General features: G+C 47.6%; 17 protein-coding genes and 2 pseudogenes. 15 read left to right on the forward strand and 4 right to left on the reverse strand.

What is annotated here, in order from left to right:
- The first annotated feature begins 75 nt into the window (after nucleotides 1–75).
- From VPX56_RS03110 to VPX56_RS03150, 9 genes are all read left to right on the forward strand, one after another.
- On the forward strand, nucleotides 76–897 hold the full coding sequence (locus tag VPX56_RS03110; RefSeq protein WP_326469806.1) for a DUF932 domain-containing protein: 822 nt from the start codon (nucleotides 76–78) through the stop codon (nucleotides 895–897).
- Between the two features lie 70 nt (nucleotides 898–967).
- Nucleotides 968–1438, forward strand: a complete 471-nt coding sequence (gene radC, locus VPX56_RS03115) for a RadC family protein (RefSeq protein WP_326469808.1) — start codon at nucleotides 968–970, stop codon at nucleotides 1436–1438.
- 12 nt (nucleotides 1439–1450) lie between these two features.
- Nucleotides 1451–1774, forward strand: a complete 324-nt coding sequence (locus VPX56_RS03120; RefSeq protein WP_096982829.1) for a type IV toxin-antitoxin system YeeU family antitoxin — start codon at nucleotides 1451–1453, stop codon at nucleotides 1772–1774.
- A gap of 35 nt (nucleotides 1775–1809) precedes the next feature.
- Complete coding sequence (locus VPX56_RS03125; RefSeq protein WP_096982830.1) at nucleotides 1810–2130, forward strand: TA system toxin CbtA family protein; 321 nt, start codon at nucleotides 1810–1812, stop codon at nucleotides 2128–2130.
- A 113-nt stretch (nucleotides 2131–2243) separates the two neighbouring features.
- Nucleotides 2244–3074 (forward strand): DUF4942 domain-containing protein, encoded by an 831-nt coding sequence (locus VPX56_RS03130; RefSeq protein ID WP_326469811.1) that lies wholly within the window; start codon nucleotides 2244–2246, stop codon nucleotides 3072–3074.
- Nucleotides 3075–3150: 76 nt separating this feature from the next.
- Nucleotides 3151–4158 carry a restriction endonuclease gene (locus VPX56_RS03135; protein ID WP_004108748.1) on the forward strand — a complete coding sequence of 336 codons (1008 nt, stop codon included), beginning with the start codon at nucleotides 3151–3153 and terminating at the stop codon, nucleotides 4156–4158.
- 556 nt (nucleotides 4159–4714) lie between these two features.
- The gene (locus tag VPX56_RS03140) at nucleotides 4715–6076 is read left to right on the forward strand and encodes a DNA cytosine methyltransferase (RefSeq protein WP_326469813.1); all 1362 of its coding nucleotides are present in this window, start codon (nucleotides 4715–4717) and stop codon (nucleotides 6074–6076) included.
- 20 nt (nucleotides 6077–6096) lie between these two features.
- A complete protein-coding gene (locus tag VPX56_RS03145) occupies nucleotides 6097–7611 on the forward strand; it encodes an ATP-binding protein (protein ID WP_326469815.1) in 1515 nt (504 codons plus the stop codon).
- A 6-nt stretch (nucleotides 7612–7617) separates the two neighbouring features.
- Complete coding sequence (locus VPX56_RS03150; RefSeq protein ID WP_326469817.1) at nucleotides 7618–9795, forward strand: Z1 domain-containing protein; 2178 nt, start codon at nucleotides 7618–7620, stop codon at nucleotides 9793–9795.
- 33 nt (nucleotides 9796–9828) lie between these two features.
- On the opposite strand, the gene VPX56_RS03155 is transcribed toward VPX56_RS03150, so the two are convergent.
- Nucleotides 9829–10446: a class I SAM-dependent methyltransferase gene (locus tag VPX56_RS03155; RefSeq protein WP_326469819.1), complete on the reverse strand. Its 618-nt coding sequence runs from the start codon at nucleotides 10444–10446 to the stop codon at nucleotides 9829–9831.
- Complete coding sequence (locus tag VPX56_RS03160; protein WP_326469821.1) at nucleotides 10446–11459, reverse strand: HNH endonuclease family protein; 1014 nt, start codon at nucleotides 11457–11459, stop codon at nucleotides 10446–10448. Before VPX56_RS03160 ends, VPX56_RS03155 begins: the two co-directional genes overlap by 1 nt.
- A gap of 638 nt (nucleotides 11460–12097) precedes the next feature.
- Between VPX56_RS03160 and VPX56_RS03165 the strand changes: the two are divergent.
- The 4 genes and pseudogenes from VPX56_RS03165 (at nucleotide 12098) to VPX56_RS03180 (ending at nucleotide 13983) form a co-directional block, all read left to right on the forward strand.
- Nucleotides 12098–12612, forward strand: a pseudogene (locus tag VPX56_RS03165) (DUF2778 domain-containing protein).
- Nucleotides 12593–13111 carry a hypothetical protein gene (locus VPX56_RS03170; RefSeq protein WP_326469823.1) on the forward strand — a complete coding sequence of 173 codons (519 nt, stop codon included), beginning with the start codon at nucleotides 12593–12595 and terminating at the stop codon, nucleotides 13109–13111. Before VPX56_RS03165 ends, VPX56_RS03170 begins: the two are co-directional and overlap by 20 nt.
- A 1-nt stretch (nucleotide 13112) precedes the next feature.
- Nucleotides 13113–13190, forward strand: a pseudogene (locus VPX56_RS03175) (type VI secretion system tube protein Hcp); the annotation flags it as partial.
- Between the two features lie 337 nt (nucleotides 13191–13527).
- Complete coding sequence (locus VPX56_RS03180) at nucleotides 13528–13983, forward strand: SymE family type I addiction module toxin (protein ID WP_326469824.1); 456 nt, start codon at nucleotides 13528–13530, stop codon at nucleotides 13981–13983.
- 43 nt (nucleotides 13984–14026) lie between these two features.
- Here VPX56_RS03180 and trpS read toward each other — a convergent pair whose 3' ends face one another.
- On the reverse strand, nucleotides 14027–15028 hold the full coding sequence (gene trpS / locus VPX56_RS03185; protein ID WP_326469825.1) for a tryptophan--tRNA ligase: 1002 nt from the start codon (nucleotides 15026–15028) through the stop codon (nucleotides 14027–14029).
- 199 nt (nucleotides 15029–15227) lie between these two features.
- On the opposite strand from trpS, the gene fosA reads away from it, so the two are divergent.
- Nucleotides 15228–15653, forward strand: a complete 426-nt coding sequence (fosA, locus tag VPX56_RS03190) for a FosA/FosA2 family fosfomycin resistance glutathione transferase (protein WP_326469826.1) — start codon at nucleotides 15228–15230, stop codon at nucleotides 15651–15653.
- Here fosA and VPX56_RS03195 read toward each other — a convergent pair.
- Complete coding sequence (locus tag VPX56_RS03195) at nucleotides 15639–16646, reverse strand: LacI family DNA-binding transcriptional regulator (RefSeq protein WP_326469828.1); 1008 nt, start codon at nucleotides 16644–16646, stop codon at nucleotides 15639–15641. The two genes, fosA and VPX56_RS03195, sit on opposite strands and share 15 nt — an antisense overlap.
- A gap of 185 nt (nucleotides 16647–16831) precedes the next feature.
- Here VPX56_RS03195 and VPX56_RS03200 point away from each other — a divergent pair, with 185 nt between their 5' ends.
- Nucleotides 16832–17920, forward strand: a complete 1089-nt coding sequence (locus tag VPX56_RS03200) for a cellulase family glycosylhydrolase (RefSeq protein WP_326469830.1) — start codon at nucleotides 16832–16834, stop codon at nucleotides 17918–17920.
- Nucleotides 17921–17927 lie beyond the last annotated feature (7 nt).

The following is a 17927-nucleotide window of genomic DNA, read 5'->3' on the forward strand; positions in this document are numbered from 1 at the left end:
ACCGTTCACTTTCAGAAAAGACCATGCCTCACTCTGAGGCATGGTCTTTTTTCATATCTCAATAAGGAACTAATAATGACACGTTTAGCCAGCCGCTTCGGTGCGGCCAATCTCATTCGACGCGACCGCCCGCTAACCCGCGATGAACTGGCGCATTATGTGCCGAGTGTATTCAGCGAAGAAAAGCATGAATCCCGCAGCGATAGGTACACATACATTCCGACCATTACCCTGCTTGATAACCTGCAACGTGAAGGCTTTCACCCTTTCTTTGCGTGCCAGACTAGAGTCCGAGACCAGAGCAAACGCGAACATACTAAGCACATGCTACGTCTGCGTCGTGAAGGACAGATCACTGGCAAGCAGGTGCCTGAAATTATACTGCTTAATAGCCACGACGGCTCCAGCTCATACCAGATGCTACCGGGGTTATTCAGATCGGTTTGCCAGAATGGACTAATTTGCGGTGAGAGTTTTGGAGAGGTACGTGTGCCACACAAAGGCAACGTGGTGGAGAAAGTCGTTGAAGGAGCTTACGAAGTGCTGGGGATTTTTGATCGCGTAGAAGAGAAACGCGATGCCATGCAGTCGCTAATGTTACCGCCACCTGCACAGCAGGCGATGGCGAAAGCAGCTTTAATCTATCGTTTTGGTGAAGAGCATCAGCCGGTGACGGAATCGCAAATCCTATCCCCACGCCGCTGGCAGGATGAGAGTAACGACCTGTGGACCACTTATCAGCGCATTCAGGAAAACCTGATTAAAGGCGGTCTGTCTGGACGAACCACCAAAGGTAAACGCGCCCATACTCGCGCCGTTAAAGGTATCGACGGTGATGTAAAGCTCAACCGTGCTCTGTGGGTGATGGCTGAGAATATGCTGCAGTTTGCTTCATGAACCTTTTTATTATCCCTTCCCCCAGGCCTTGCCAATAAACCGGCGAGGCTTTTTGTTTTAAGGAGCAAATATGTCTGTATTCAATTTATCCCCGGTATTTCCTGCAAACGAGCAACGCGTCATTCGTCGGGCATTACGCCTGCTGGAGAAATATCAGCGTCAACCGAGTGAGCCATTTAACTCCACCAGCTTCACTAAGACCTGGCTGCAATTACAGATGGCTCATCAGGAGCGTGAAGTTTTTATCGTGATGTATCTCGACAATCAGCACTGCCTGCTGGGATGCGAAACACTGTTTACCGGCACACTTAGCCATACCGAAGTGCATCCCCGCGAAGTGGTTAAATTGGCTCTGAAACACAATGCCGCTGCGGTAATTCTGGCGCATAACCATCCGTCAGGTACGACAGAAATCAGTCAGCAGGACAAACACATCACTCAGCGGATAGTGAAAGCGTTAGCACTGGTAGAAGTGCGAGTGCTGGATCATTTGGTTGTTGGGAATGACGTGGTTTCTTTTGCTGAGCAGGGTTTGCTTTAAACGGAGATTTTCATGTCAATCACACCACCTCATGAATGGGGTCTACAAAGCGATATCATCCCCCGCTTTGGCGCAAGGCTGGTACAGGAGGGCAAGCGTCTGCATTACCTTGCTGACAGGGCTGGTTTGACGGGGAGCTTTAGCCCGGAGCAACTGCAGAAACTGGATCAGAATTTCCCGCTGTTTATAGGTCAATTGGAAGCAATGCTGCGGTTCGGTGAGCTAAATCCACAGCAGCAACATCAGGTGAAAATTCATCTTACGGGTTTAACCTGCATAGCTGATACCCGTGGTAGCTGCGGTTACGTTTACATTTCTATTTATCCAACCCCGTAACACCTTCTCTCTTCTTCTTTTTCAGGATTCTATCCATGCACATTTCAACTGTACCGGCCACGGTGCCGGTTTCGCCACACCTGTCGCCCGTGCAAGTGTGGCAGCAACTTTTAACGTATCTGCTGGAGCATCATTACGGCCTGACGCTTAACGATACGCCATTCCATGACGAGGCGGCCATCCAAGAGCATATTGAAGCTGGTATTGCACTTGCTGATGCAGTGAATTTCCTGGTGGAACGCTATGAACTGGTACGCACTGACCGTAAGGGATTCACTTGGCAAGAGCAAACACCATTCCTGACCGCCACCGATATTCTCAGAGCCAGGCGAGCTACCGGATTAATAAATACCTGAATTCTTCGAGCCTCATTCCTGATTTTTACCTCTGAACTTCCCACCTTTTGTATTCATCGCATAATGCGCCTGCCACTCCCGGCAGGCGTGTTTGCTTTAATGGACGATTAACGATGCAAACAGAACCCGATGTATTAACGGAGCACAATGAACTCATCCTTTCGACTAGTATCGAGCGCGTTGTCACAGGCCGAGATACCGCCCTGAAACAGATCGAACAGCTCATTCAGCAGCTTGATGCCATTTCAGGGTTAACCTCAGAAATTGGCGGTGGTACAGCGCAAGACTGGGCGATGAAGCCAGGGCACCGCTACGATAGTTGGCTGACTGAGAAGGCTGATAAAGCGATGCCTGCCGTCACCCGCAATATCGACAGTAGTATCTGGCGCGATTTGATGCTGAAGTCCGGCATGATGGCCTTAATGGATACGCAGGCTCGCGACCAGTGGCATAAGAACCTGGAGGAGGGCGATCTTCCTGCTATCAGTGAGGCGAACATTCTCAGTACTTTTGAACAGTTACATCTGAACAAAATGGAAGTCTTTGAGCGCGGGATCATTAACGTCTTCAAAGGCCTGTCGTGGGATTATAAAACCAATAGTCCCTGCAGCTTTGGTAAGAAGATCATCATCAATAATCTGGTGAGCCACAATCGCTGGGGATTTAGTCTGAACTGGGGTTGGCGGAGGGATCAGTTGGCTGACTTGGAGCGAATGCTGTTTTTACTGAGTGGTAAATCAATACCTGACAACCGTAGCGATATAACTACTCGGTTGATGGCGCATATTCGAGATAACCCGGATAAGGGTGTTTATGAAGATGAGTTCTTCCGTATTCGCTACTTTCAGAAGGGCACTGCGCACTTGACTTTCAAGCGCCTGGATTTGGTCGAGAGGATGAATGATATTATCGCTAAACACTACCCAGGAATGTTAGCGAAGTAGTTTTGGAGAGTTTTGACGCCTACGGCGAACAAGCTTATGATCCAGCTTAATTTATTTTCCTAATGAAGGGACGGGTATGGGCAACAGAATGTGGATGATCCGCGGTGACGGCGGCAAGCTCTATGACGATTTTCGCGATAAGCAAATTGTAGGTATCGGTTGGTCTCAGCTGGCTCCATTAGTCAAACCCGGCCTGTCCCGAGCCCAGTTACTCGCCTTATACCAGGAGGCAGATCCCTTAACAAAGCTGGGAACAGCCCGTTCTGGTGCATCGCAGGTCTGGCGTTTTGTGAATGAGATCCAAAAGGGTGATTGGGTTATTACCTATTCGCCAGCCAACCGTACTTATTTGCTAGGCAAAGTTACTTCAGACTTCCAGTATCATCCTGAATGGGTGGAAGAGGGGATGGGTATCGCTCGGCAGGTTAAATGGAATACTCAAGAAATTGATCGCGATCGACTGTCTGTTGCTACCAAAAACACATTGGGTTCTACGCTGACGGTTTTCCAGCTTCCGGAATATGCGCTAGAAGAGCTTTTGCAGGATAAGAAACCCACTGCAGATGTAATTACTCAGAATCCAATTGCGATGGATGAAGATGAGGTTGTTTCTGATCCGCTTCGCGATATGGAAATGCTGGCGTTTGAGGGTATCAAAGATCGTATCAACTCTCTTGACTGGGATGAGATGCAAAATCTTGTTGCCGGAGTTTTACGCAGTATGGGCTATAAAACGCAGGTCTCTCCTGCGGGAGCCGATCGGGGTAAAGACATCATTGCTTCACCTGATGGGTTCGGTTTTGAAAATCCGCGTATCATCGTAGAAGTAAAGCACCGCAGGGAACAGATGGGAAGCCAACAGATACGCAGCTTTATCGGCGGTCGCCATAAAGACGATCGCGGGCTTTATGTTAGTACAGGGGGTTTTACGAAAGATGCTCGATATGAAGCCGACCGTTCAACAATACCACTGACGCTCTGGACACTTGATGATCTCGTCCGTGCGCTTATTGAGAACTACGAACAAGTTGATATCGAGACTAAACTTTTGGTGCCTTTGAAGAAAACTTTCCTGCCTGCCTGAATCTTGCTTTGATAGCCATATCGGTGTTCTACTGGTGTGGCTTTATACCCACTTGTAATGTCTATTTTTTGTACGGATCTTAGCTTGTGGGTACAAGTGCGGGTATAAAGATTTATTCCTGATTTTAAAATACATTGATATCAGTCTATTATGTGTGAAATTCGAGTCCGGCCTTCGCACCAAAAGATGCAATAATTAGCTACCTAAGGGTGGCTTTTTTTGTGTCTGAAATCTAGCCTTTGCAAGATCGTCCCCACTATATCGCTTGGCCTAACTAAATCTTCTTACTGATAGGATTACATTACCGGGTCTAACTTCCTCGGTAACTATGTCATTTTGAACCGAGTGAGATTTGAGGAGCATGATGTGTATGGTGGAAAATGAATGGTTATTATACAATTCAAGCGATTAAACATCATACTTGTGAATCGAACTGTAAAATTCTGTTGACGCGATTCTAAACTATACAAAACTATCACCAAAGTATGTGTTTATATACAGCCATTAGTATGCTTGAATATACATAGACAGAATTTTGCTTTTTGAGATTACTTATATGGAAACTAAAAAAAACTTTACTTTCATAGACTTATTTGCAGGTCTGGGAGGTTTTCATCTTGCGTTAAAACGATTAGGTGGCGTTTGTCGTTTTGCTGTGGAGTGGAAGGAGCCACTACAGAACCTATACGTAGAAAATTTTGGGATTAGACCACAAGGTGACATTACAAAAGTTCCTCTTGAAAATATACCTGATCATGATGTATTAACCGCTGGATTTCCATGTCAGCCTTTTTCTAAAGCTGGTGATCAGTTAGGCTTCGAATGTACAAAACAAGGAGGTTTATTTTTCAACGTAGTTGAAATATTAAAACATAAGCGTCCTAAGTTTTTTATTTTAGAGAATGTCCCCAATCTTTTGAAACATGATGAGGGGAAAACATGGATAAAAATCCAACAGTTTCTTGGTAAGGAAGGTCTTGGCTATAATATTGATGCCGCAAAACTTTCACCGCATCATTTTGGCATCCCACAGATTCGTGAACGTATATATATCGTTGGATCATTGTTGCCCCTTGAAAATTTTAGATGGCCGGAAACTTCGAATTTAGTTACTTCAATAGATAGTATTTTAGATGATAACCCGGTTAATGCAAAATCGTTATCTCCTCAAGTTATCGATTGCTTAAATGTTTGGAGTAAGTTCTTAGAACTATGCCCTCCTGAAGTTGAGATACCTTCTTTTCCTCTATGGTCAATGGAGTGGGGAGCAACTTATCCTTTCGAAAATGAAACCCCTTATGCAAGGAAGGTTCGCTTAGGAAAAGAAGGATTAAAAGGCTTTAGAGCGAGCCATGGTTGTAAAATTGGCCTGAAAAGAAATATTGATGATCGCTGGAAATTATTACCGAGTCATGCTCGAACAGAAGAATTTGAATTTCCTAAGTGGAAAAAAAACTATATCAGGCAAAACAGGCAATTTTATAATGATAATAAAGATTGGATTGATCAATGGTTACCTGATATTTTGAGGTTTCCTTCAAGTCTTCAAAAGCTTGAGTGGAATGTGCATGGCGAAGAGAGAGATATTTGGAAATATGTCCTTCAATTTAGGGCGTCTGGAGTGAGAGTCAAAAGAAGAACAACTGCTCCGAGCTTGATTGCGATGACTGATACCCAAGTCCCTATTATTGCATGGCAAAAACGTTATATGACCCCCCGTGAATGCGCAAAACTCCAAAGTCTTGATGAGTTACTGAAATTGCCAGAAAGCCCTACTCAAGCATTTCAGGCTTTGGGAAATGCAGTAAATACAAAAGTTGTTGAGTGGGTTGCAAGTGCATTATTAGATGCGTTTAAAGATGAAAAAGATATTATTCAAGTTAATATTTTAGAAAGTGGTTGTGTTGCCAATAATTAAGCCATTTTAAGGAGATTTTTATGGCACTTTCGAAAGTAGATGTGCGGCCAGGGATTAGTATATTGGCAGTTTTGCGACATCTCAATTATAAACCTTGGTTTGCCATCGGAGAGTTCGTAGATAATGCTTTGCAAAGTTTTTTAGCGAACCCTCGAACAAATGTACAGAAGACGCTCACTGTAGATATTCAAATTGATGCAACTCAACCTGCAAGAATATCAATTAAAGATAATGCTTTTGGTATTTCAATAGAGGATTTTCCTCGAGCTTTCAAGCCAGCATCCATACCTCCAGATAACACAGGATTATCTGAGTTTGGTATGGGAATGAAAAGCGCAGCCTGCTGGTTTTCACCAAAATGGGAAGTGCGCACATCTGTTATAGGTGAACCTATAATAAGAACAATATATTTTGATATTGATAATATGATTGCAGATGATGCCTATGAAATTGTTATAGAAGAGGCGTCAGGACTTAATGAACAACATTTCACAGAAATTATTTTGAATGATGTTTTTCATACACCTGTTAAGCGTACTATCTTTAAAATTAAAAGACATCTAGCAGGTATATATAGAGAATTTATTAGGGATAAGGTTTTGATATTAAAGGTTAATGGTGAGGAATTAACTTTTAAAGAGCCTAAAATACTTAATGCGCCCTATTTTAAAAGTACTGATGAAATATCTCTTGAGTGGCGAAAAAATATTAGTTTTACTTTCGGTGAAAATTTTAAAGTTAATGGTTTTGCTGCGATTAGGGCCATGGGTAATACTAGTGAAGCGGGATTCTCACTTTTAAGAAGAGGACGAGTTATACAAGGAAGCGCTGATGAAACTTATCGTCCATCCTATATTTTCGGAAATTCAAATAGTTATAGATTTCAGCGATTGTTCGGTGAGTTTCACATTGATGGTATAGATGTCAGCCATACTAAAGATGGTTTTAGGTGGGGTGAGTTCGAGCAAACTTTTCTCGAAATCCTAAGAGATAAATTAGATAGTGATGATTTGCCTTTGTTGCGTCAAGCTGAAGGATATAGAGTTAGAGGTAATAATAGTAAATTATTTTCTATCATTGAAAAAGCAGTGTCTAGTTCAGTTGAAGAAATGAAGATAGGATTGCCATTGTCAATACCTAATATACTCGATTCTGATTTAGTTGATGCTCCAGTTGAGACTGTTGTATGTAAATCTCAAATAATGAATAAGATTTTTGACATTTCATTCCGAGATCAGAAATGGTCAGTATGTATTGAAATATCTAATGAGTTTTCCAGTAGTGAGTGGCTGGCATTAAGTGACACTGGGAGGATAGGCGATGAAATCAGGCGATTACATATTCGCATGTCTATGTCTCACCCCTTGATGATCCAATTTGCGCAGAAAGATGGAGATGTATCAGAAGCTGTATTTCGTTTAGGAGCAGCATTGGCCATCGCAGAAGTTTTAGCTAGGGATTGTGGCGTTAGCAAAGCTGGTACTATTCGTAGAAATGTAAATGAGATATTACGTAATGTATTTTCTAAAAGGTGAATATAAATGAGCTTAGAAACTAAAATTACATTCAATAGTAATGGGATAAATTGGACGCCAAAGTCGGGTGAAGAAACAGGAGACTTTCTCGGACAGAGCGGGATGCCAGATGAAGCAAAAAATAAATTATTAGAAGATGCTATTTCGATTCTGTCACGTGGGGTTCCGCCTCAAGTAGAAAATGGTTTTGAAACTGGACTGGTGGTTGGTTATGTGCAAAGCGGAAAAACAATGTCGTTTGAAACTGTTGCAGCGCTTGCAAGGGATAATGGATTTCATATAGTAATAGTTATAGCTGGTACGTCAAATCCGTTACTTGCACAATCTTCTAATAGATTAAAAAAGGACTTAGGTTTAAATGATGTAAATAGAGGCCGTAGGTGGGTACAACTGGAAAATCCGACATCTTTAGATTCTGATGGACAGATGATTCGGAATACCCTTTCCATATCTAAGGACTCATCAACCGATGCAATCTATAAGAAAACTATTCTTATTACGGTCTTGAAAAATCATACACGAATAAAAAAATTAGCTGAAATTTTTGAAGCATTAGATCTAAATGGTACATCAGTCCTGATCATTGATGATGAGGCAGATCAAGTAAGTTTAAATACAGAAGCATCACAAGGTGAGGAAAGTGCAACATATAGTTGTTTGATAAGGCTTAGAAACGCTCTACCGAATCATACTTATTTACAATATACCGCAACTCCTCAAGCTCCGTTATTAATTAATATTATAGATTCTTTATCACCAAATTTTGTAAAAGTATTAGAACCAGGAGATGCTTATATTGGTGGCCGAGATTTTTTTGACAGAAACTCTTCGTATATAAAACTTATTCCTTCAAATGAAGTTCCAACTAAAGATAATCCCTTAACTTATCCTCCATCATCTCTACTTGATGCTCTGCGTATATTTATGTTGGGAGTAGCTGTAGGCATTAAGGAGTCGGGTAATACAGGTAATCGTTCTATGCTTGTCCATCCATCGCATTTAACAGCCCAGCATAAAGAATTTTATGGATGGGTACGGAGTATATTTGATGAATGGCAAACCTGTTTAGCATTACCAGATAGCGATTTAGATAAAATAGACCTTTTAAATGAATTTAGAAAATCCTATAACCACTTGAAAGAAACAACATGTTTACCGCCCTTTGAACAGGTGGCTAATTCCTTCGGTATTGCTTTTAAAAGTACTCAAATTGTTGAAGTAAACTCCAGAAAAAACAAAACTCCAGCAATTGATTGGCAGCATAATTATGGATGGATTTTGGTGGGGGGGATCGCAGTTGATAGAGGGTTTACAGTTGAAGGGTTGACTGTAACATACATGCCGAGGGGGGTCGGTGTTGGAAATGCTGATACTATCCAACAAAGAGCAAGATTTTTTGGTTACAAGAAAAATTATTTAGGCTTCTGCAGGGTTTATTTAGAACAAAGCACACTTGAAGCATTTAGAAATTACGTCACACATGAAGAAGATATTAGGAAGCAGCTTAAGATTGTAGAGTTGCAAAATAAACCATTAGACTCATGGAAAAGGGCTTTTCTTTTAGATTTGGATTTAAAACCTTGTAGGGATAGTGTTCTCGAATTTGATTACATGCATACAAAATTTTCTGATAAATGGATTATGCCAAAATTAATGTTTCCCTCGAATAACATAGTTAGTGATAATAGGGAGACTACAGCAGAGTTTTTAAGTCATTTATCTTTTGTTTCGGATGTGGGGCATAATGAACGCACTAAGACCCAGAAGCATTTAGTTTGTGATAACGTTCTTTTAAAAGATTTATATGAAAACTTGCTCATTAAACTGCGAGTAACTGGGAGTAACGATTCTCAAACAAACACTGCAATGTTATTACATTTAGCAAAAGCAATAGAAAATGATATTACTGAGAGTTGTATTGTTTATAGGATGAGCCCTAATGAACGAAGAATTCGCAAAATAAATTCCTATTTGTTCCAAGGGGCTTATCCCGTTGAGTCTTCACGCCGTGGCGAAATTTATCTTGGAGATGCAATGATAAAAGATCCTCTAAGAGTAAGTGTACAGATTCATTACATTGACTTAAAAATGGATAATCAAAGAATGATTAGTGACGTACCAGTCGTAGCAGTATGGATCCCTAAAAGATTAGCATGTTCTGTTCTTGTGCAAAATCATAATTAATTTTTTTTCCAAGGGCTCTGTAACAGAAGCCCTTCATTTTTTATCATTCTCTTGATAAGATTCTTGTCGCTCTATTTTCTTTTTCAGAATTCCATTAAACCAAATTTCATGTCGGTCTGGCCGATTATCTTTCGTAATCCATAACGAAAAAATATCTATTTCACTCATATGATTAAGTAATCTTTGCAATTCCATTTCGTTTAGGTCCGTAAACCGTCTTTCACCCTGCACCCGCTCACCGTTGCCATACTTAAAGGACACGTACCAGACGCCGCCAGGCTTAAGCGCATCCGCAAGCTTCTGCATCACTTCAGGCAACTCAGAAGAGGGGACATGTAGCAAAGAGGCACAGCACCAGATCCCATCGTACTGCGCTTTACCGTCGATCTCTGAAAACGTCATCAACTGCACGGGTAACCCGGTATGTTGCTTTGCCAGCTCCACCATCGCGGAAGAGGCATCAAAAGCATCCACCTGATAACCCATATCATGAAAGGCTTTTGCGTCCCGGCCTGAACCGCAGCCCGCATCCAGAACCTGGGCACCATGAGGCAGATGCTGGGTGAAGGCCTCGTAGAGCGAGGTCATATCGACATTGACCGTGCCATCGAAGAAATCTTGTGCGTGGTTCTGATAGTAGTGAAGTGTCATTAAAACGTTGCCTCGCCTTCCGCGTTGGGTTTCCAGGTATGGATAAGTTTGTCCAGCGCGGCCTGCCAGTTACGCTGAAGAAAGCTTTTCCGTGCTTCAGGACGTTGCCCTGTCTGTAGAACAATCGTCTCATGTAACGGCAGTTTGCTCTGAATAAAATACTCATTGCGGGTGTGTAACCGCTGCAGGAGCCTGAGGTCGGGAATGCGTGCAGATTTGCCTTCGGTACCACGGTTACAGCACCGACAGGCCAGCACTAAGTTCCATACCCCGTTAATATTGCTCACTTCATGGCGGGCAGCCCAGGGAATAAAGTGGTCGACGTCCGCCAGTTCTGCGTCGCCCGGTACCAGACTGATGGGTTTAAAGCAGTAAAAGCATCGTCCTTTCTGGTAACCATTCAGGCTGTCGCGGCAGCTGGTGATGTCTACGCGACGCGCATTCACCCTTGTGAACAGCAGCTGATTATCTTCGTCGAACTCCACGCCCACAAGATTACGTGAAATCCCCATCGACCAGGCCTGTTCCACCAGGTTCCAGCGGGCATTGGTTTCAAAGGCGAGGTTTTTATACTGCAGGCGTTCGCCCAGTAAATAGAAGTTATCCGTCAGGCGGATCCCGTTGTGGGTTTTGCGCTCATCAAGGAAAAAACGTTTATCGATCTCGCCCTGGTTCACGTAATGAAAGGCATCGATTACGTTGTTAAAGCCCAGGCGTACCGTCGCTTCAATGAGCTGGGCGTGGGTGATTTCACCTCGGTTGAACTTCAGGCAGGTTTCCAGAAATTGGCTGCTGCGGGAGGTGATCTGTTTTGGCGCATGCTTCAGGTGCTCGCAAAGATAACGGCTGAACGGCACGGCAAGCTGGTCGAGTGTTATCAAATCGCTGCCTGTCTTATCCACTTCATACAATGCTGACGCCAGCGCAAATTTGTAAGATGCGACGTTCCTTCCAAAGAGGATCACACCACGCCAGTAGTTCTCAAGCGTCGGATCGGCCTGATAAAATTCCATCGATGAAGTCCTGTTACGGTTGGCTGGGCAGGGCGTTACTAAAGCCTGTAACAGGATCACATAACAAAACCAGGGTGATGTAAATCGTTAATCTATAGGTTTGATGAATTTTTGTGGGATCTGAGAAGAAGGGCTGGATGCGATGAATTTGTCGTCTAAGGCAATTTAGCGAATGAATAGATTTCTGGATGAGGAAAATAAGACTGATTTTCAAGCCAGCGATTTACCAGTATCCCCCAAACCCATTCCCTGAATCCCCCTCGTATTTCCCAAATTTACCTATCGCAAAACCGCTGTATTTATATTCAGTTCTGTATAATAGGCAGCAGTAATTACGCCAGACGGAAAAACGCCTCTTCATGGGGATGTCCTCATGTGGCTTATGAAGACATTACTAACATCAGGGAGCAGGTCACTCTGCCAGCGGTTCGGTCTCGCCCCTGAGGGTACATGGTCAACTTGATAAACTTTGCTTCCTGACACACCTCTGATGTTACCGCCTAACGGCCTTACACGTTGTCTTACCACCAACGGGCTATTGTCTGAAAATCAGAGGTCTCTCGGAAGAAAACCTTCTTATGTCCGATTGCGCAGGAGTACGATAAGCCAACAAATCATTATAGATAAAAGGGTTATCTATGGCTCTACATGGAAAGTTCGTAATTAATGATGCGTACTACTCTCCGTTATCGTTTCCGGGTATAGGCACGTTTTTAGCTTTCTCTGGTAATGGTGCTTACCGTAATCGTGGAGCATGTGGAATGATCCCCAAAGAGGGGCCAGTACCAGCGGGTAAATACTGGATTGTTGACCGCCCTCAAGGTGGACTCAAGTCACAGCTAAACACAGTGGGAAAAGACATTTATAATCACTTCGCCAATGGTGCAACGTTCAAACATTCTGAATGGTTCGCATTATGGCGTGATGATTGGGGGATCGACGATTACACATGGATTGAGAGCGTTCAGCGTGGCAATTTCCGTTTGCATCCAGGCGTACTATCAGAAGGTTGTATCACTCTCCCACATGATTCTGATTTGCCATGTTGCGTAATGCTCTGTTGAGAAGCCAAAGAATAGATGTTCCTTGCATGAGGAAGCTACAGGCATACGGCACGATTGAGGTGATCTCCAATGGCAAAACATGCCCTTAGTTTATTCATCAAGATAGTGCTGTTCGCTGTTGTTGTGCTGATCGTTGCTGCAATGGTTCCGTATGATGGATTAGTTAATTCTATTACGGGGCTTTTTGATTTCCAGAGCGCCGATAAGTTTACCCGCTTCATTTTGGGTGAACCTGATTTAGAAGTTTGGGAATCGTTAGACGACTATTTTAGCATCTTAATCAATATATTAATCAGCGTACCTGTCATGAGCGCCATTACCACGGCGTACAGTGGCGCGACACACAAAGTTAGTCCAGCAGGCATCCCCAGAGAGTGGTTCAGTTCCACATTGCGACGGTTAGCTAAAATCTTCGGGTTTACCTTCCTGTTTTGGGCGTTATTTCGCTTGCTGCCTTATCAGTCTTTATTCCCAGATCAAACGTATTCAAATTTCACATTGGCGGCGATTGTGGGCTTTCAGTTGCTCTTAACGATTGTTTGCTACTGGTTCATCACGAAAAAAATCACAACTAAAAGGAGTTTGTAAAATGCCTATTCCGGCTTACATGTGGCTTAAGGACGATGGCGGCGCAGACATTAAAGGAGCTGTAGACGTTCAGGATCGCTCAGTCGTTCTCCGAACTTGATAATAAAACGACTCATTGCCAGCCCGCAGATCGGCGAATGGTTGCTCTGAGGGCCATGCGGGCGCTCACCTTATATTCTGATAGTCCTCGCTGCGTAATTTCCCTGACCCAACCCTTTTCCTGAATCTCCCTCGCAAATTCCAAATTTACCCCACCCAAACCGCTGTATTTATATTCAGCTCTGTATAATGAGCACCAGAAATTACGCCGAACGGCGAAGGAAGTATCAAGTAATATCTAAAGAGAGAATTCGCGATATGAAGGTGCTGCAACACCCCCATACCGCTAACCACAACCAACTAGTAAGGAGTTGTATATGGCTGCGACGAATTTTAAGCCAGAGTTTACTGTTTGCAAAACAGAATCAGACGCTTTCACCGGCGTGATTGAAAACCGCGAGCTGGTACGCAAAAACAGCGCCCGCCGTCTTCACGGCAACCAGCCCAACGCGGCGCCCGTCCATCCCCGCGCGGAAACGCCGCAGGACAGTGCAGCCTGCTGCGAACTCTATGCACGCATAGACATGAAATACCTGCTGCTGGGTGGCGACTGGTTAACCCGTGCGGGCTTTATCAACGGCATGCCCGTGAAAATCCGCGCCATGAAAGATTGCATTGTGATTACGCCACAGCATACAAGAGAATTATGGGGATGCCTGGAAGGTATGAGCGTGGTGAATATAAATAAGCAGAAAGTCGCACAGTGGTTAAAAACATTTCCGGGAGCATTAAATGACACCGGCGATATTCCGGTAATTAAGCGTAACGCCTGATAAATATCCCGGCCCTGCGCCGGGATTGTTATCTATATCACTCTCAAAACACCGGCACCCCCAGCCCCACCTTCACCTCCCTCAACGTCGCCTGCGTCACCCCCTGCGCCCGTTCGGTCCCGCGCTTCAGCATCGCCATCAACTCGCCCCTGTCACGCATATACATCGCCCTCCGCTCCCGCATCGGCGCAATCAGCTCCTGCAGGCACGCTTCAAGCTCGTTCTTGCACGCCCGGTCACCCAGCCCGCCCGCCTGATAGTGCACCTTCATTGCCGCCACTTTCTCCTTGTCCGGATGAAACGCGTCCAGGTACGTAAACACCACGTTCCCCTCAATCTGTCCCGGGTCGCAGACCTTCAGGTGGTTCGGGTCGGTGTACATGGCGCTGACCGCGCGATGAATGGTCTCTTCGCTGGCCGAAAGGTGCAGCGTGTTGCCCAGTGATTTCGACATCTTGGCGCTGCCGTCGATGCCGGGCAGGCGGCTGGTGTCGCTCAGCATCGCCTTACAGTGGCGCAGCACCGGAACGGGCAGCAGGCTGTTCATCTTGTGCACAATCTCTTTGGTCTGCTCAATCATCGGCAGCTGGTCGTCGCCGACGGGCACGCACTCGGCCTTAAACGCGGTGATGTCCGCCGCCTGGCTGATGGGGTAGGCCATAAACCCGACCGGCAGCGAGCGGGCGAAGCCCTTCTGCGCAATCTCGTTTTTCACCGTCGGGTTACGCTCCACGCGGGCGACGGTGACGATGTTCATATACAGCATCGTCAGCTCGGCGAGGGCGGGCAGGGCAGACTGCAGGCAGATCGTGGTCAGGTTAGGGTCGATGCCTGCGGCGAGGTAGTCGGCCAGCACTTCGGGGATGTTGTCGCGGATCTTCTGCGGGTTGCTGCCGTTGTCGGTCAGCCCCTGCAGGTCGGCAATCAGCACAAACTGGCTGTGCGTCTGCTGGAGCGCCACGCGCTGGCGCAGCGATCCGACGAAGTGGCCGAGGTGCAGCGGGCCGGTTGGGCGGTCGCCGGTGAGGATGGTGGGGGCGTTCATAAAGACTCCTTAATGTGCAGTTGCCGAAAGGGGTCTTAGAAATGTGAAAGCCGCCTTTCGGCGGCTATATGAAAATGGGAAAAACTACTCCGTGCCGCCTTTAAGAAGGCAGCCACCAGCGGTTTACGGTGAGCACGGCGTGGTTTATGTTCATCTCTTTACCGTATCACGTCCGGCGCGAAAAACAAAAGGGCACGTCATGCTGCAATCACTCAACCATCTGACCCTCGCGGTCAGCGACCTGCAAAAAAGCGTCACCTTCTGGCACGAGCTGCTGGGGCTGACGCTGCACGCCCGCTGGAATACCGGGGCCTATCTCACCTGTGGCGATCTGTGGGTCTGCCTGTCGTACGACGAGGTGCGCCAGTATGTGCCGCCGCAGGAGAGCGACTACACCCACTACGCGTTTACCGTGGCGGAAGAGGATTTTGAACCGTTCTCGAACAAACTGGAGCAGGCGGGCGTCACCGTCTGGAAGCAGAACAAAAGCGAGGGGGCATCGTTCTATTTTCTCGACCCGGACGGGCACAAGCTGGAGCTGCACGTGGGCAGCCTCGCCGCGCGGCTGGCGGCGTGTCGCGAGAAGCCCTACGCGGGCATGGTGTTTACCTCAGACGAGGCTTGAGGCGCGCACCTTCAGCCTGCCCGCCAGCGTCACGTGCGTGGCGGCATCTTCCTGATTGCACAGGTACTCCACCGCCAGCCGTCCCAGCTCGCTGTAGGGCAACTGGATACTGGTCAGCGGCGGGGTGAGCTGCTCGGAGATCTTCTGGTCGTCGTAGCCCGCCAGCAGCATGTCCTGCGGGATGCGCACGCCGTTAACCGCCAGCGCCTGATAGCAGCCAATCGCCAGCCAGTCGCTGGCGCAGAAGATGGCGTCCGGGCGCTCGGCCAGTTCCAGCAGAGAGGTCGTCGCAGTAAAGGACTCGCTGAACTGCCAGTTGGTCTGGCGCACCAGGCCGTCGTCGCACGCGAGTCCGGCCTGCTGTAATGCCGCCTGGTAGCCCGCCAGACGCTGGCGCGAGGCCTCCATCCAGCTCTCCCCGGTGATGTGGGCGATGCGCGTGGCCCCGCAGGCGATGAGGTGTTTAGTGACCTGAAAGGCGTTGGCGTAGTCGTCCGGGATAAACGACGGCAGCAGCGGCGAGCCGGGGTCGCGCTGGTTGAGCAGCACCAGCGGGATGCGGGTGCAGTCCTGGAATGCCGTCATGTCCACCAGCGTGGTGACCGGAGACGCGAGAATAATCCCGATGCAGTTGCGCTTCTCCAGCTGGCGGATGATGTTCAGGGCCAGCTCGATGTCGTCGCCGTAGTCGTAGACGGTGAGCAGGGTCTCGTTGCGCCACGCGGCTTCCCGCGCCTGGCTGATGGCGTCGATAAACGGGTCGAAGCTCTGCATGGAGCTGACCAGCAGGGCGATCTCCTCCTGGTTGCGCGGGGCGTGGACGGCGGGGAGGCGGTCGTAGCCGAGCTCGGTAGCGATGTTAATCACCCGCTGGCGGGTGTCGTCGCTGAGCTTGATGTTGCGGGACTGGTTAAGCACCAGCGATACCGTCGCCTGCGACACGCCCGCCGCCCGCGCAATATCGTTCATCGTCACTTTCGTTTTTCGCTTCATCCGTCCTCTCCCTTTCGCGAATTCGCATCATACCCTAACCGCACGCTTTAGCGCCGTCGATCACGTTTCTCATTCATCGAAGCGTGAACTTTGTGAGGGGCATCGCTTTTCTAAACGCCGTGATTTGCGCATTTATCCCGCAACTAATATTTATTAGCTAAATATTATCAGTAAGAGGACGCGTAATGAAAGAGCAGTGGAGCAGGGAGCAGGCACAGGCGTGGTACGAGCAAAAAGGCTGGCTGTGCGGGTTTAACTATCTGCCGTCGACGGCGGTGAACTGGACCGATATCTGGCAGGAAGAGACCTTCGATGCCGCCACCATCGAGCGCGAGCTGGGCTGGGCGGCGGACGCGGGCTACAACACCCTGCGCATCAACCTGCCGTTTATCGTCTGGGAGCACGACCGCGACGGGCTGATGGCGCGCATCGACCGCTTTTTGACGATTGCCGACGGTCATGGTTTCAGCACCATGCTGACCCTGATGGACGACTGCGGCTTCTCCGGCGACGAGCCGTACCTCGGCCCGCAAAAGCCGCCCGTACCGGGCAAGCACAACAGCCAGGCGGCAGCGAGCCCGGGGCGCGACAGGGTGTGCGATCCCGAAAGCTGGCCGCACATTGAACTCTATATCCGCGACGTTGTCCGCCAGTTCCGCGAGGATAAGCGCGTGCTGCTGTGGGATCTCTATAACGAGCCGGGCAACCGCGGCATTTTCGCGACCGGCACGCAGGAGGTGCAGTACGACGCGAAGCTGGAGACCTGCGCGCACGCGCTGATGAAGCTCGCATTCCAGTGGGTGCGTGAAGAAGATCCGACCCAGCCGCTCACCGTCTGCGCGTGGCGTCTGCCGCCGGAAGAGGAGGGCGAGACGTTCTTCCAGCATCCGCTGGACCAGACCGCGCTGGCGCTCTCGGACGTGGTGAGCTTCCACGCCTACACCCACACCGGGCGCATGACGGCGATTATCCAGCAGCTGCAAACGCTCGGCCGCCCGCTGTTCTGCACCGAATGGCTGGCGCGCCACGTGGGCAGCACCATTGAAGAGCAGCTCCCGCTGATGTACGCGGCGAAGGTCGCGCCGTACCAGTGGGGGCTGGTGCGCGGCAAAACCCAGACGTGGCTGCCGTGGCCGGTGGTGATGAAGGAGTCCATGGACTACTGCCGCCTCTGGTTCCACGACGTGTTTGAGGAGAACGGCATCCCGTTCTCACGCCGTGAAATCGCATTAATGCAGCAGCTGCGCAAGATCGCCCCGCAAGTTCAGGGCTAATAATATC

This window comes from Enterobacter wuhouensis (assembly GCF_035835995.1).
Classification (GTDB): Bacteria; Pseudomonadota; Gammaproteobacteria; order Enterobacterales; family Enterobacteriaceae; genus Enterobacter; species Enterobacter wuhouensis.

Excerpts from the sequence above, each read along its gene's own strand:
- trpS (WP_326469825.1), bottom strand. The coding sequence starts at position 15,028 with ATGAACGCCCCCACCATCCTCACCGGCGACCGCCCAACCGGCCCGCTG.
- VPX56_RS03120 (WP_096982829.1), top strand. The coding sequence starts at position 1,451 with ATGTCAATCACACCACCTCATGAATGGGGTCTACAAAGCGATATCATC.
- VPX56_RS03180 (WP_326469824.1), top strand. The coding sequence starts at position 13,528 with ATGGCTGCGACGAATTTTAAGCCAGAGTTTACTGTTTGCAAAACAGAA.
- VPX56_RS03145 (WP_326469815.1), top strand. The coding sequence starts at position 6,097 with ATGGCACTTTCGAAAGTAGATGTGCGGCCAGGGATTAGTATATTGGCA.
- fosA (WP_326469826.1), top strand. The coding sequence starts at position 15,228 with ATGCTGCAATCACTCAACCATCTGACCCTCGCGGTCAGCGACCTGCAA.
- VPX56_RS03125 (WP_096982830.1), top strand. The coding sequence starts at position 1,810 with ATGCACATTTCAACTGTACCGGCCACGGTGCCGGTTTCGCCACACCTG.
- VPX56_RS03110 (WP_326469806.1), top strand. The coding sequence starts at position 76 with ATGACACGTTTAGCCAGCCGCTTCGGTGCGGCCAATCTCATTCGACGC.
- VPX56_RS03140 (WP_326469813.1), top strand. The coding sequence starts at position 4,715 with ATGGAAACTAAAAAAAACTTTACTTTCATAGACTTATTTGCAGGTCTG.
- VPX56_RS03155 (WP_326469819.1), bottom strand. The coding sequence starts at position 10,446 with ATGACACTTCACTACTATCAGAACCACGCACAAGATTTCTTCGATGGC.
- VPX56_RS03130 (WP_326469811.1), top strand. The coding sequence starts at position 2,244 with ATGCAAACAGAACCCGATGTATTAACGGAGCACAATGAACTCATCCTT.
- VPX56_RS03135 (WP_004108748.1), top strand. The coding sequence starts at position 3,151 with ATGGGCAACAGAATGTGGATGATCCGCGGTGACGGCGGCAAGCTCTAT.
- VPX56_RS03200 (WP_326469830.1), top strand. The coding sequence starts at position 16,832 with ATGAAAGAGCAGTGGAGCAGGGAGCAGGCACAGGCGTGGTACGAGCAA.
- VPX56_RS03170 (WP_326469823.1), top strand. The coding sequence starts at position 12,593 with ATGGCAAAACATGCCCTTAGTTTATTCATCAAGATAGTGCTGTTCGCT.
- VPX56_RS03160 (WP_326469821.1), bottom strand. The coding sequence starts at position 11,459 with ATGGAATTTTATCAGGCCGATCCGACGCTTGAGAACTACTGGCGTGGT.
- VPX56_RS03195 (WP_326469828.1), bottom strand. The coding sequence starts at position 16,646 with ATGAAGCGAAAAACGAAAGTGACGATGAACGATATTGCGCGGGCGGCG.
- VPX56_RS03150 (WP_326469817.1), top strand. The coding sequence starts at position 7,618 with ATGAGCTTAGAAACTAAAATTACATTCAATAGTAATGGGATAAATTGG.
- radC (WP_326469808.1), top strand. The coding sequence starts at position 968 with ATGTCTGTATTCAATTTATCCCCGGTATTTCCTGCAAACGAGCAACGC.